Here is a 12,483-nt window from a genome sequence, read left to right on the forward strand (position 1 = left end):
CGTTCGCTGGGGTGGAGTCCCTGACCCCGCTTAGGAGGACAATTCCTGCTCGAGTTTCACCACTGAACTGCGCATCATCGCGAAGTAATAGGTCAGTCCAGGAACCAGCAGGCCGATGATCCAGGCTAGGTCGATGCCATCTAGGGCATTGGCGATGGGGCCGACATAGAGAGTCGTATTCATAAACGGCACTTCCAGCAGGATGGCCAGTACAAAGCTGCCGCAGGCCATCAGGTTTACCCGTCCATAGCGACCGTTCAGGTCGAAGATGTCTGGCACGCAGTAGTTGCCTTTCCTCACCAGGTAGTAGTCCACCAGATTGATGGCAGTCCAGGGAATGAGGAAGTAGCTCATGAAGAAGATGAAGTTGAGGAAGTAGTCGATGAAGTTTTCTTGGCTGATGGTGCACAGTGCCGTGGCGATGACGCTGATCAAGAGCATGAACACTCCCCGGACGGTGGGCGTCACGCTCAGGCGCGAGAAGGGTTCGATCACCGTAACCGTCGACATGAAGGCGCCGTAGAGATTGAACACGTTGATTGCCACCTGGCCGTAGACGATGAAGACGAACAGCAGCACCGCGGCAGGCCCGAACAGCTGCGCCAGATTGCTACCGACGTTGTCGGCGAAACCGTCGATGGCCACGCTGAGTACTGCGCCGAGGCTCATCATCCAAGCCCCACCTGTCACGGTACCGGCATAGCTGTACCAGAACACCTGAGACGTTGGTGTTGAACTCGGCAGGTACCGCGAGTAGTCGGCCACATAAGGTGCGTAGGAGAGCTGCCATGTGACGGCGATGCTCACTGCCACCAGGAACTTCGATAGCGAGAAACCGGCCGGTGACCATTGCTCAGCGGGGACCGGCAGGCCGAGGGCTAGCGCCGAGGCGATGAGGAATACCAGGATGGATAGAAGCGACAACACCTTTTGCAGTCGGTGAATCAGCCGGTAGCCGTAGAGCGCCACGACGAAGCACAACGCACCGATCAGGTAGATGTTGCCATTGCCATCCAGCGGGCTGACCGATTCGATGGCCTGGGCGGCCAGCAAGGTGTTACTGACGAAGAAGCCTAGGTAGATGAGCATCACGAACAGCAATGGCAGTACTGCACCGATCACGCCGAACTGAGCACGGCTCTGGATCATCTGCGGGATGCCCAGCTTGGGCCCTTGCGCCGAGTGCGAGGCCATGAAGATGGCACCGATCAGGGAACCGAGGATGATCGCTATGGCGCTCCAGAACAGATTCAGACCTATGACAACGGGCAGCACGCCGGAGGCGATGGTGGTGATGTTCATGTTGGCGCCGAACCAGATGTAGAACAACGAGCCGGGCTTGCCATAGCGCTCGTTCTCGGGAATGAAATCGATGCTGCGTTTTTCGACATTCATGATGGTCACTCCTGTGCCTGAAGGCTGGCTTCGAGGCGCGCGATGGCCTGCGGAAGCATGTCGGCTTGATGGGAGAAGAAGTCTGGAGCGGTTGGCTTGCAGGAACTGAAGGCCTCCCCGCGCAAGGCATGCAGGTACTGCTCACAACTGAACAGTTCGATGGCATAGACCCAGTTGGCCATGATCAGCAGTGAGGAGTAGTGCGCCGCACTCGTGGTTGAAGTGCAGGCATCGACGATCAGGTCGATTCGATAGCCCAGGGCAAAGGCATCGAGCACCGTGGCGAGCACGCATGCATCAGTGAGTACCCCGGAGATCATCAGGCGGTTAACCCCGAGGTGCTTCAGCTGTGCATCCAGTTCGGTGGCGTGGAAGGCACTGTAGCGGGGTTTATCTATCACGCGGTCGTCAGCTTGAGGCGCCAAACGCGGAAGGATTTCCACCTGGCGGGTGCCGGCGCAATAGCTTACCGGGCGTCCGCTACTGTCCAGTGGCTCACCGGGCGGTAAGTTGGATGCGTCGGCGTTGTTCACGTGTCGGGTGTAGATCAGCGGAATGTCGGCGAAGCGCGCAGCAGCAATCAACGCGACGCTATTGTCGATCACGGCCTCGAAGTCGAGCAGGTGGAAGCCATTCTCCTGCTGCATGTCGATGATCAGGTAGGCAATATCGTTTTTCATGGGCAACTCTTATTTTTGTGCAGAAAACTGGCGGCTCGCGTCATGGTGCCGTTGATGCACGGATGCACGGATGCACGGATGCCACGACTGGGAGCTCGTGTGATCGAGCTGGCTGCCAGGTGAATTCAGCGGGGGAGGAGTTGCTCAGTCGGCTAGTTGCCAGAAGCCATTTTGCTTGGCCGAGACAGAGGCGCGCAGGCGCTTGAGCTGAATATGCCCAGGAGTCCACTTGCCGCGCAGGTAAGCCATGGCGGCTCCGGGCAGTGGTTGGACGTTGCAGGTGATCAGGCCTTGGTTCATGGGGCTGTCAACCAGATTTATGAAATGCGCGGCCGAATCGCCCGATCCGGCCGCGTAACGCGATGACTCAGCGGAAAGCTGGTACTACGTGCTTGATGAACAGTTCTAGGGACTTCTTCTTCTCGGCGTGAGACAGGCCGTTATCGGCCCAGAAACTGAACTCATCGACGCCCAGTTCCTGATAATGCTTGATCCGCGTGATGATTTCTTCTGGGGTGCCGATCATGGTGTTCTTGTGGATGTTTTCCAACTCGAACTCCGGGCGTTCCTTGAACTTCTCTTCTGGGCTTGGCGCCAGCAAGCCATTGACCGGGGTCTGCTTGTTGCCGAACCAGGCGTCGAAGGTGCGGTAGAAGCGCGAGATGGCCGTAGCGCCGACCTTCCAGCCCTCGGGGTCGTCGCTACTGTGCACGTGAGTATGGCGCAGCACCATCAGTTGCGGGCGCGGCACCTCAGGGTTGTTGGCTAGGGCGGTTTCGAACTTGTTCATCAGGTCGACCACTTCTTCGTCGCCCTTCATCAGCGGGGTGACCATCACATTGCAGCCGTGCTTGACCGCGAAATTGTGCGAGTCGGGGTCGCGTGCGGCGATCCACAGGGGCGGGCCCGGTTGCTGGATCGGCTTGGGTGAGGAGGTGGCAGTGGGGAACTTCCAGATCTCGCCATCGTGGGCGTAGTCGCCCTGCCACAGCGCCTTGACTACTGGAACCATCTCGCGCAGATGCTGGCCGCCGGAGGAAGCCGGCATGCCGCCGGCCATGCGGTCGAACTCGTACTGGTAGGCACCGCGAGCCAAACCCACTTCCATGCGGCCGTTGCTGATCACGTCGAGCAGGGCGCATTCGCCGGCCACCCGGATGGGGTGCCAGAACGGCGCGATGATGGTGCCAGCGCCGAGGCGAATGGTCGTGGTCTTGGCAGCCAGGTACGACAGCAGCGGCATCGGGCTCGGCGAGATGGTGTATTCCATCGCGTGGTGCTCGCCGATCCATACGGTGCTGAAGCCGCCGGCCTCGGCCATCAGGGTCAACTCGGTGAGATTCTCGAACAGTTGACGATGGCTGATCTGCTCGTCGTAGCGCTCCATGTGCACGAACAAAGAAAATTTCATGACGCTTACCTCGAAGCTTGGTGTGTTGATCTCGGCGCTAGGCTGGCCGCTGTGTGAAGAGCGCACTGCGCTACATCGGTGTGATCCTGTCGCGACTGCTGGGAGGCCAGTGTGAGGGCTCCATGTACCGCGTGTTATTGGTATACCATAATATGGGATATCTGCAAGATTTTTCCACCCGCGCCTGCTGTTCGTAAGAATAGAGGACGGGCAGCGTGGCAAAACCCCGCGAAGGCATCCTCCAGCAGGTCGACTTTCCCGTCCGCCTGAGGCAGTACGGCATTGCGCAGGGCTTGCTGGATACCTGCGGCGGGGGCGATTAAGCGAAAGCTTGCAGGGCGCCCATCTTGCCGCGGCAATAGACCATCGGCATCACTTCCAGCTCCGGCACGATCAGGTTCTTTACCGCGCCAACCAGAATGGCGTGGTCGCCGCCTTCATATTCACGCCAAAGCTCGCACTCGATGATCGCCGTGGCATTGCGCAGTACCGGGTTGCCCAGCTCGCTGAGGCTCCACTCGATACCCTGCGCCTTGTCGCTGCCCTTGCGGGCGAAGGCATAAGCCTCGCTCTGCTGCTCGGCCGACAACAAATGTATGGCGAAACGCTTGCTCTTGATCAGTGCTGGGTAGGAATCGGAGCTGTAGTTGGGGCAGAACAGCACCAACGGCGGGTCCATCGACAGCGAACTGAACGCACTGGCGGTCATGCCGACGATGTCACCGTTATCGTCCAGGGTGGTGATCACGGTCACGCCGGAGGGGAAAGAGCCCATGACTTGTTTATAGGCATTTGCATCGATCATCTGGAACACCTCTGCAGAGCATGGCTGCGACCGGCAGCGCTGTGGAATGGAAGTAGGGCTGTCCGGCAAGAATGACGGCGAGCTTGTGTCTGATGGTATACCGTAATATTGGCTATGCAAGCGCTTTTTTAGTGGGCTGAATAGTTGCCGACAGGCGTAGCTGTCCTTGGAGAGCGTTTTGCTGGGCGGGTTTGTTTGCGGTTTCGCGAGCGGGTAATGGGGCATGACACGAGCGGCAGCATGGTGGCGTTTGCGCCATGAGCAAATTCCTGACTGCTGTTCACCAGCGGCTACGGCTGGATTTGCCAAGGTTGGGCGGCACTGTTGCAGGCGGTGTTCGTCGCGGGTGCATTGCTGGGTTGCGCGGCTGCGTAGCTAACCGGTCCTGCAACACGATTCGACTCAGCGTTTAACCAGTCCCTTACAAAACAAAACCCCTTGTCTTCATGCGGAAGAGCAAGGGGTTGCCTGTATTGCGTCAGGGCTCAGTGCGCACCGGCCGTCTTGCTCAGGTCGTTCTCGCTCCATTCGCTGTACACGCAGGCATCGGCCGCGGCCCAGCGTACGCGCACCTCGGCGCCGGCATGCAGCGGCAGCAGATTGCCGGACAGGGCCTTGACCGTGAGCGACGTGCCGCCGGCGGTGACCACGTTGTAGGTCAGGCTTTCGCCGAGGAACACCACTTCGTTGACTGTGGCGCCGATCTCGTTCCAGCCGGGCGCCAGGGGCTCCTGCAGCGCCTGTTGGCTGGTCAGAGCCTGGGCTTTTTCCGGGCGCACCATCAGCAGCAGGTCCTGCGCGGCTTGCAGGCCTGGGGTCGGGCGCATGGCCAGGGACTGGCTCTCGAACTGCGCGGCGGCGTCGCCCAGGGCCTTGACCCTTAGGAAATTGGAGTTGCCGAGGAAGGCGGCGACGAAGGCGTTCGGCGGGTTCTGGTAGAGGTCGTAGCCACTGCCCAGGCCGACGATCTTGCCGTGACTGAAGATGGCGATGCGCTGCGACAGGCGCATCGCTTCTTCCTGGTCGTGAGTCACGTAGACGATGGTGATGCCGAGGCGCCGGTGCAGGTGGCGCAGTTCGTCCTGCAGCTCCTCGCGCAGCTTCTTGTCCAGGGCGCCGAGCGGTTCGTCCATCAGCAGGATGCGCGGTTCGTAGACCAGTGCCCGGGCAATCGCCACCCGTTGTTGCTGGCCGCCGGACAGCTGGGCCGGGCGGCGATGGGCGAAGTCATCCAGTTGCACCAGCTTGAGCATGGCGTCGACCTGGCGTTCGCGCTCGGCGGCTTGCATTTTGCGCAGGGTCAGCGGAAAGGCAATGTTGTCGCGTACCGACAGGTGCGGGAACAGCGAGTAGCGCTGGAACACCATGCCGATGTCGCGCTTGTGAGGCGGCACCTTGATCAGCGAGTTACCCTCGACCAGGATTTCCCCGGAAGTGGGCGTCTCGAAGCCGGCGAGCATCGACAAGGTGGTGCTCTTGCCAGAGCCGCTGGAGCCGAGGAAGGTGAGGAACTCTCCTTCCTTGATGTCCAGCGAGATGTTGTCCACGGCGGCGAAGTCGCCGTAGTACTTGTTCAGGTTGCGCAGGCTGACCAGGGGTTGTTGATTGGCTTGGGCGGAATTTTTGATCACGGCACTCATGTCGTTCTCCTCGGCGCTCAGGCGCTGACTTCATTACGCCGGCGCAGAGCAGCGGCGATCACCATTATTAGGACGGACAGGCCGATCAGTAGCGTCGAGGCGACGGCGATCACTGGGGTCAGGTCCTGGCGGAGGGTGGTCCACATTTTCACGGGCAGAGTCTGCAGGGTCGGGCTGGCCATCATCACGCTGAGCACCACCTCGTCCCACGACACCAGGAAGGCGAATAGGGCGCCGGCAACCATGCCCGGACGGATCGCTGGAAAGGTCACCTTGTACACCGCCTGCATGCGCGAGGCGCCGCAGATCACCGCGGCATCCTCGATCGACTGATCGAACAGCTTCAGCGAGTTGATGATCGAGATGATGGTGAACGGCAGCGCGACTATCACGTGGCTGACTACGAAGGAAAACAGCGTGCCGGTGTAACCCAGCTTGAGAAACAGCGCATAAACCGCCACCGCGATGATCACCAGGGGCACGATCATCGGCAGGGTGAACAAGCCGTAGAGCAGTTCGCGTCCCGGAAAACGCCCGCGCACCAGGGCAAAAGCGGTCGGTAGGCCGAGGGCGACAGCGCACAGGGTGGTCAGCACCGCGACCTTTAAACTGGTCAGCACCGAGGCCATCCACTCCGGGTTGGAGAAGAACTGTTCATACCATTTCAGCGTCCAGCCCGGCGGCGGGAACACCAGCCACTGCGAGGAGCCGAACGATAGCAGCACGATGAACACAATCGGCAGCAGCAGAAACAGGGCGATCAGCCCGGTGGTCAGGTAGAGGCCGATGCGCAGGCGCGGCCCCATGGCATTGGGTGTCAGCAACATGCTCGGTTACCTCGCATTGCTGGCGCCGACCGGGGATTCCGGCTGGAGCTTAAGGTAGAAGTAGAACAGCACCAGGGTGATGCCTATCAGCAACGCGGCTGCGGCACTGGCGATACCCCAGTTGAGGAAGGATTGCACCTGCTGAATGATGAACTCCGGCAGCATCATGTTCTGCGCGCCGCCGAGCAGCGCCGGGGTCACGTAGTAACCGAGGGACATGACGAAGACCATCAGCCCGCCGGAGAACAAGCCGGGGCGGCACAGTGGCAGGAACACCTGGAAGAAATTGCGCCACGGGCTGGCGCCGCAGATGGCCCCAGCCTGCAACACCATCGGGTCAATGGCCTGCATGGTCGCCTGCAGCGGCAGGACGATGAACGGGATCATGATGTAGCTCATGCCGATCACCACGCCGGTGAGGTTGTGCACCATCTCCAGCGGCTGGTCGATGATGCCCATCGCCATCAGCGCCTTGTTGATCACCCCGGAGGCCTGCAGTAGCACCAGCCAGGAGTAGGTGCGCGCCAGCAGGCTGGTCCACATCGACAGCAGCACGATGTTCAGCAGCCAACGGCCCCAGCCGCGCGGCACCAGGGTGATCGCCCAGGCTAGGGGAAAGCCCAGCAGCAGGCTGATCACCGTGACGAGGCCGGCCACTGAGAAGGTATTAAGCAGCACACGGGTGTAGGCCGAGTTGGCGAACAGTTGTTCGTAGTTGCCCAGTCCCAGGCTGGGTTCCAGTACACCGCGCATGAGCAAACCGATCAGTGGCGCGAGGAAGAACAGGCCGAGGAACAGCAAGGCTGGCAGCAAGTTGGAGAACCCCCGCCAGCGCTGTGCCTTGGAACTGTTCGCCATGCCGGCGGCGCGCGAAGCGGCGCCGGCAACGTGGGTCGATTGACTGGACTGGGCGCTAGTCATGTTATTTGACCAGCCACTCGTTCCACTGGGCGGAGATGGCTTCGCCATGCTTGGCCCAGTAGGCGTAGTCGAGGTTGACCTGATCCTTGACGTGGGCGGTCGGCAAGCTCGGCGCCAGGTCGGCATTCAGCTGCTCGACACTGCCGACGTTGACCGGCGCGTAGGCGGTGAGGTTGGCGAAGTCGGCCTGGCCCTTGGCGCTGCTGGCGTTGGCCAGGAACTTCATGGCGGCGTCCTTGTTCTTCGCACCCTTGGGGATGACCAGGAAGTCGGCCATGACCAGATTCTGCTTCCAGCTCACCCCAACCGGCGCGCCGTCCTGCTGCAGGGCATAGACGCGGCCATTCCAGAACTGACCGAGGCTGACTTCACCTGAGGCCAGCAGCTGCTGCGACTGCGCGCCGCCGCCCCACCAGACGATGTCCTGCTTGATGCTGTCGAGCTTCTTGAAGGCGCGTTCCAGGTCCAGCGGATAGAGCTTGTCGGCCGCGACGCCATCGGCGAGCAGAGCCAGTTCCAGCACGCCGGGGCTGGCCCATTTGTACAGCGCGCGTTTGCCGGGGTAGGTGGCAGTGTCGAACAGCGCGGTCCAGTCCTGCGGGGCGCTGGCGCCGACCTTACCTTGGTTGTAGCCGAGCACGAAGGAGAAGTAGAAGGAGCCGACGCCGTGGTCGGAGACGAAGCGCGGATCGATCGTCTCACGCTTAATCACGCCGAAGTCCAGCGGTTCGAGCAGACCCTCGCTGGCGGCGCGCAGGGCGAAATCGGCCTCGACGTCGACCACGTCCCACTGCACGTTGCCGCTTTCGACCATGGCCTTGAGCTTGCCGTAGTCAGTCGGGCCGTCCTGCACCACGCGGATACCACTGGCTTCAGTGAAGGGTTCTGCCCAGGCCTGCTTCTGCGCGTCCTGGGTGCTGCCGCCCCAGCTGACGAAGTTCAGGCTCTCGGCGGCGAAAGCAGTGCTGGCGCTTGCCACTAGAGCCAGGGCGGCGAGGGTGGCGGTGATGGGGTTACTCTGCAACATGCTGTATTCCTCGAGTTTGTAGTTGTTGTCGAGTTGCTATGTATGAAAGTAAAGCTGGGTATGTTGTGGCTCGGGGTCTGCCAACGTACCTAGATCGTCCACTGGAATGGCCGGCCTATGGAATATCATATTATGGTATTCCAAGATATCTGCAAGCCTTGCGTGACTGCTGGGTCGTGGCGAGCAGATTGAGCGACTGATGGTCGTCGACTAATCATCACCAGAGAGGGCAAGCACTGCATTGAGCGTGGGGCTGATTTGCGGTTGGGGTTGCGGCTGAGATGGCGTAGCGGGATGTGCGGGGAGGATGTTGCCGGTAACACGGGGTGGCGGGAGGGGCATGGCCCCTCCCGCGGCTCGAGACTATTCGCCGAAGCCGAGGGTTTCCACAACTTCCAGGTCATAGCCAGTCAGTCCGGCGTATTTCAGCGGGGCGCCGAGGTGGCGCAGTTTGCCGACGCCTAGATCCTTGAGGATCTGCGCACCGGTGCCGACTTCGGAGTAGATGCGCGACTGCGAGCGGTTGAACTGCTGGCGCGGTTGGGTCAGTTGCGGCACGCGCTCGAGCAGGGCCTGGGACGACTCGTTGTTGGCCAGCACCACGACCACACCGCGCCCTTCTTCGGCGACCTTCTGCAGCGCCGCCCACAGCGTCCAGTTCTGCGGGCCGGTGTACTCGGCGCCGACCAGGTCGCGCAGCGGGTCGATCACGTGGACGCGCACCAGGGTCGGTTCGTCGCGCTTGATCTCGCCCATCACCATGGCCATGTGCACGCCGCCTTCGATGCGATCCTCGTAGGTGATCAGACGGAAGTCGCCGTGCACCGTCGGCAGTTCGCGCTCGCCGATGCGGGTGACCGTGTGTTCGGTACTCAGGCGATAGTGGATAAGGTCGGCGATGGTGCCGATCTTGATCCCGTGCAGGGCCGCGAAGCTTTCCAAGTCGGGGCGGCGGGCCATGCTGCCGTCCTCGTTCATCACCTCGACGATCACCGCCGCCGGGCTGTAGCCGGCCAGGCGGGCCAGGTCGCAACCGGCTTCGGTGTGCCCGGCGCGGTTGAGTACGCCGCCATCGCGGGCGCGCAGTGGGAAGATGTGCCCAGGTTGCACCAGGTCTTCGGCTTTGGCGTCTGCTGCCACGGCAGCCAGCACCGTGCGCGCGCGGTCGGCGGCGGAGATACCGGTGGTCACGCCAGTGGCGGCCTCGATGGAAATGGTGAAAGCGGTGGAGAAGGCGCTGCCGTTGCTCGGCACCATCTGCTCCAGGCCGAGGCGCTGGCAGTGCTCGTCGGTCAGGGTCAGGCAGATCAGCCCGCGTGCCTCGCGAGCCATGAAGTTGATCGCGGCCGGCGTGCAGGCTTCTGCGGCCAGCAGTAGATCGCCCTCGTTCTCGCGGTCTTCGTCATCGACCAGCAGGACCATCTTGCCCTGGCGGAAGTCTTCGATGATTTCTTCGATGCTGTTGAATGGCATGCCAGTGCTCTCACGGTTTGCGATGGAAGACGGTTGTCCGGTAGACTTTATGGTATACCATAATACATAAAGTTGACGAATAACGGAGATGGCGATGAAGGCTTATTGGATTGCCCATGTCGAAGTAACCGACCCCGAGCAGTACGGCGAATACACCCGGCGGGCACCAGCGGCTTTCGCCAAGTATGGCGGCACCTTCCTCGCCCGTGGCGGCCGTGCGCAGGCGTTGGAAGGCCGGGCTACGCCGCCGCGCAACGTGCTGATCGAATTCGCGTCCTACGAACAGGCGCTGGCTTGTTACAACTCGCCGGAGTACCAGGAGGCCTGCGGCCACCGGCAAGGGGCGGCTATTGCCGAGGTGATCATAGTCGAGGGCTGCGCGCCCTGAGCTGAGTCATCTGGGCTATGTCCCAGTCATGTGTTGGCAACAGCGCCGCGTCCGTAGGAGCCAGCAAGCGGGCTCCTACAAAGGCGTCGGCGCGATGCAGGCTTAGCGGATGAAGTGCACCTTGCCGGTGTCGTCATTGCCGACATAAATACCGTAGACCCCGGCCTGGCGCTCTTCGATATAGCGTTCGAGAATCTGCCGGATGGCCGGGTAATAGATGTTCTCCCAGGGAATGTCTTCGGGCGCGAAGAAGCGGTAGTCGAGGGTTTCCGCGCCGAACTGGCCGGTCGCTTCGATCACCACTGCGCGGAAGATGACGTACACCTCGCTGATCTTCGGTACGCTGAAGATCGAGTAGGGCGAGACGATATCGGCGCGTACCCCGGTTTCCTCCCACACCTCACGCAAGGCCGCCTGCTCGGTGGTTTCGCCGCTTTCCATAAAGCCGGCCGGCAGGGTCCAGGTGCCAGGGCGCGGCTCGATGGCGCGCTGGCACAGCAGGTACTTGCCGTCCTGCTCGATGATGCAGCCGGCGATGATCTTCGGGTTTTCGTAGTGGATGTAGTTGCATCCCGCGCAGACCAGGCGCTGGTGGGTGTCACCGGCGGGCACCTGACGGCTCAGGCGGTCGGCGCCGCAGTTGGGGCAGAAGCGCGGGGTGGGCATGGCGTCAGCGTCCTATGCGTGGCTCTTTGAGTGCGATCGGCGTGGCGATTTCGCGCACTGTGCCGGTCTCATCCTGCTTGGACTTGAGGTAGTCCAAGGCCACCTTGGCGGCGGCGCGGACGTGGTCCACCGAGGCCTGGTGAGCGGCCAGCGGGTCACCGCTCTTGATCGCCTCAACCATACGCTCCATCTCCTTGCTGCTGGCGCCGCGGCGGTTGGCCTGGGATACCGATGTGGCACGCAGGTAGCTGATGCGCGCCTGCAACTGGCGCAGCTGGGTGGCGGCGATGTGGTTGCCGGAGCCTTCGAGCAGCACGTCGTAGAAACCCTGAACCGAGTCGATCACCTGTTGCAGCTCGCCTTCTTCGAGAACCCTGCGGTTTTCCTCGAGGGCTCGCTCCAGAGCGCGGATGTCCTTGGCTTTGGCGTTGAGAGTGAAGAGTTGCACGATCAGGCCTTCGAGCACGCAACGCAGCTCGTAGATATCGCAGGCGTCTTCCAGGGTGATGATAGCCACCCTCGGGCCTTTGGCATCGGCGAACTCGACCAGCCCTTCGGACTCCAGGTGGCGCAGGGCCTCGCGTACCGAGGTGCGGCTCACGCCCAGGCGCTCACACAGGTCGCGCTCGACCAGGCGATCGCCGGGCATCAGCTGGAAGTTCATGATGGCGCTGCGCAGTTTATCCAGCACGATTTCGCGCAGGGTAATGGGGTTGCGATTGACCTTGAAGCTGTCGTCGAGAGGCAAGCGTTTCATGGGGTCCGCTCTGGTTGGGCTATCCGAAGAAAAAGCAAGAAAGCACCCGATCGACGGACCATGGGTGCTTAGCCTGCTTTGCGCTGCCCGCTATTGAGGTTGGCTCTCGGCATCGGCATCCGCGAAGGCTTCACGGGCGATGCGAAAACTGTCCACGGCCGCAGGCACGCCACAGTAAATTCCGACTTGAAGCAGGATTTCGCGTATCTGCTCACGGCTGAGACCGTTACGCAAGGCTCCACGAATATGCAGCTTCAGTTCATGCGGCCGATTAAGGGCCGAAATCATCGCCAAGTTTATCATGCTGCGTTCGGCCAGCGACAAACCCTCCCGGCCCCAGACATGGCCCCAGCAGTACTCGGTGACCAGTTCCTGCAGCGGGCGATTGAAGTCGTCGGCATTCTCGATCGACTTGTTGACGTAGGCCTCGCCCAGCACCTGGGTGCGGATCGCCAGGCCTTTCTCGAACTTTTCGTTGCTCATGCGCTTCTCC

Annotated in this window: 14 protein-coding genes; 1 reads left to right on the forward strand and 13 read right to left on the reverse strand. The window is 61.5% G+C overall.

The window, feature by feature from the left end; all coding sequences use genetic code 11:
* Window positions 1-30: 30 nt before the first annotated feature.
* The 10 genes from PH586_RS01410 to ribBA form a co-directional block, all read right to left on the reverse strand.
* Entirely contained in the window at window positions 31-1,395 is a 1,365-nt protein-coding gene (locus tag PH586_RS01410) for a purine-cytosine permease family protein (RefSeq protein WP_271345987.1), read from the reverse strand.
* Window positions 1,396-1,400: 5 nt separating this feature from the next.
* Window positions 1,401-2,075 carry a cysteine hydrolase family protein gene (locus PH586_RS01415; RefSeq protein WP_271345988.1) on the reverse strand — a complete coding sequence of 225 codons (675 nt, stop codon included), beginning with the start codon at window positions 2,073-2,075 and terminating at the stop codon, window positions 1,401-1,403.
* Window positions 2,076-2,219: 144 nt separating this feature from the next.
* Window positions 2,220-2,375, reverse strand: coding sequence for a hypothetical protein (locus tag PH586_RS01420; protein ID WP_271345989.1), 156 nt, complete (start codon window positions 2,373-2,375; stop codon window positions 2,220-2,222).
* Window positions 2,376-2,442: 67 nt separating this feature from the next.
* Window positions 2,443-3,486, reverse strand: a complete 1,044-nt coding sequence (locus tag PH586_RS01425) for an LLM class flavin-dependent oxidoreductase (RefSeq protein ID WP_271345990.1) — start codon at window positions 3,484-3,486, stop codon at window positions 2,443-2,445.
* Between the two features lie 319 nt (window positions 3,487-3,805).
* Window positions 3,806-4,291: a flavin reductase family protein gene (locus PH586_RS01430; protein ID WP_271345991.1), complete on the reverse strand. Its 486-nt coding sequence runs from the start codon at window positions 4,289-4,291 to the stop codon at window positions 3,806-3,808.
* Window positions 4,292-4,776: 485 nt separating this feature from the next.
* A complete protein-coding gene (locus PH586_RS01435; RefSeq protein WP_271345992.1) occupies window positions 4,777-5,931 on the reverse strand; it encodes an ABC transporter ATP-binding protein in 1,155 nt (384 codons plus the stop codon).
* Between the two features lie 17 nt (window positions 5,932-5,948).
* On the reverse strand, window positions 5,949-6,758 hold the full coding sequence (locus PH586_RS01440) for an ABC transporter permease (protein WP_271345993.1): 810 nt from the start codon (window positions 6,756-6,758) through the stop codon (window positions 5,949-5,951).
* A 6-nt stretch (window positions 6,759-6,764) separates the two neighbouring features.
* Window positions 6,765-7,679 (reverse strand): ABC transporter permease, encoded by a 915-nt coding sequence (locus PH586_RS01445; protein WP_408636725.1) that lies wholly within the window; start codon window positions 7,677-7,679, stop codon window positions 6,765-6,767.
* A gap of 1 nt (window position 7,680) precedes the next feature.
* On the reverse strand, window positions 7,681-8,706 hold the full coding sequence (locus PH586_RS01450) for an ABC transporter substrate-binding protein (RefSeq protein ID WP_271345994.1): 1,026 nt from the start codon (window positions 8,704-8,706) through the stop codon (window positions 7,681-7,683).
* A gap of 363 nt (window positions 8,707-9,069) precedes the next feature.
* Window positions 9,070-10,179, reverse strand: a complete 1,110-nt coding sequence (gene ribBA, locus PH586_RS01455) for a bifunctional 3,4-dihydroxy-2-butanone-4-phosphate synthase/GTP cyclohydrolase II (protein WP_271345995.1) — start codon at window positions 10,177-10,179, stop codon at window positions 9,070-9,072.
* A 94-nt stretch (window positions 10,180-10,273) separates the two neighbouring features.
* On the opposite strand from ribBA, the gene PH586_RS01460 reads away from it, so the two are divergent.
* Complete coding sequence (locus PH586_RS01460) at window positions 10,274-10,567, forward strand: DUF1330 domain-containing protein (protein ID WP_271345996.1); 294 nt, start codon at window positions 10,274-10,276, stop codon at window positions 10,565-10,567.
* 102 nt (window positions 10,568-10,669) lie between these two features.
* Here PH586_RS01460 and PH586_RS01465 read toward each other — a convergent pair whose 3' ends face one another.
* The 3 genes from PH586_RS01465 to PH586_RS01475 form a co-directional block, all read right to left on the reverse strand.
* Window positions 10,670-11,233, reverse strand: coding sequence for an NUDIX hydrolase (locus PH586_RS01465; RefSeq protein WP_271345997.1), 564 nt, complete (start codon window positions 11,231-11,233; stop codon window positions 10,670-10,672).
* Between the two features lie 4 nt (window positions 11,234-11,237).
* Window positions 11,238-11,990 (reverse strand): GntR family transcriptional regulator, encoded by a 753-nt coding sequence (locus PH586_RS01470; protein ID WP_271345998.1) that lies wholly within the window; start codon window positions 11,988-11,990, stop codon window positions 11,238-11,240.
* Between the two features lie 90 nt (window positions 11,991-12,080).
* Complete coding sequence (locus PH586_RS01475) at window positions 12,081-12,473, reverse strand: carboxymuconolactone decarboxylase family protein (protein WP_271345999.1); 393 nt, start codon at window positions 12,471-12,473, stop codon at window positions 12,081-12,083.
* Window positions 12,474-12,483: the final 10 nt, after the last annotated feature.

It is taken from the genome of Pseudomonas aestuarii, from assembly GCF_027988105.1.
Classification (GTDB): domain Bacteria; phylum Pseudomonadota; class Gammaproteobacteria; order Pseudomonadales; family Pseudomonadaceae; genus Aquipseudomonas; species Aquipseudomonas aestuarii.

Excerpts from the sequence above, each read along its gene's own strand:
- PH586_RS01410 (WP_271345987.1), bottom strand. The coding sequence starts at position 1,395 with ATGAATGTCGAAAAACGCAGCATCGATTTCATTCCCGAGAACGAGCGC.
- PH586_RS01415 (WP_271345988.1), bottom strand. The coding sequence starts at position 2,075 with ATGAAAAACGATATTGCCTACCTGATCATCGACATGCAGCAGGAGAAT.
- PH586_RS01420 (WP_271345989.1), bottom strand. The coding sequence starts at position 2,375 with ATGAACCAAGGCCTGATCACCTGCAACGTCCAACCACTGCCCGGAGCC.
- PH586_RS01425 (WP_271345990.1), bottom strand. The coding sequence starts at position 3,486 with ATGAAATTTTCTTTGTTCGTGCACATGGAGCGCTACGACGAGCAGATC.
- PH586_RS01430 (WP_271345991.1), bottom strand. The coding sequence starts at position 4,291 with ATGATCGATGCAAATGCCTATAAACAAGTCATGGGCTCTTTCCCCTCC.
- PH586_RS01435 (WP_271345992.1), bottom strand. The coding sequence starts at position 5,931 with ATGAGTGCCGTGATCAAAAATTCCGCCCAAGCCAATCAACAACCCCTG.
- PH586_RS01440 (WP_271345993.1), bottom strand. The coding sequence starts at position 6,758 with ATGTTGCTGACACCCAATGCCATGGGGCCGCGCCTGCGCATCGGCCTC.
- PH586_RS01445 (WP_408636725.1), bottom strand. The coding sequence starts at position 7,679 with ATGACTAGCGCCCAGTCCAGTCAATCGACCCACGTTGCCGGCGCCGCT.
- PH586_RS01450 (WP_271345994.1), bottom strand. The coding sequence starts at position 8,706 with ATGTTGCAGAGTAACCCCATCACCGCCACCCTCGCCGCCCTGGCTCTA.
- ribBA (WP_271345995.1), bottom strand. The coding sequence starts at position 10,179 with ATGCCATTCAACAGCATCGAAGAAATCATCGAAGACTTCCGCCAGGGC.
- PH586_RS01460 (WP_271345996.1), top strand. The coding sequence starts at position 10,274 with ATGAAGGCTTATTGGATTGCCCATGTCGAAGTAACCGACCCCGAGCAG.
- PH586_RS01465 (WP_271345997.1), bottom strand. The coding sequence starts at position 11,233 with ATGCCCACCCCGCGCTTCTGCCCCAACTGCGGCGCCGACCGCCTGAGC.
- PH586_RS01470 (WP_271345998.1), bottom strand. The coding sequence starts at position 11,990 with ATGAAACGCTTGCCTCTCGACGACAGCTTCAAGGTCAATCGCAACCCC.
- PH586_RS01475 (WP_271345999.1), bottom strand. The coding sequence starts at position 12,473 with ATGAGCAACGAAAAGTTCGAGAAAGGCCTGGCGATCCGCACCCAGGTG.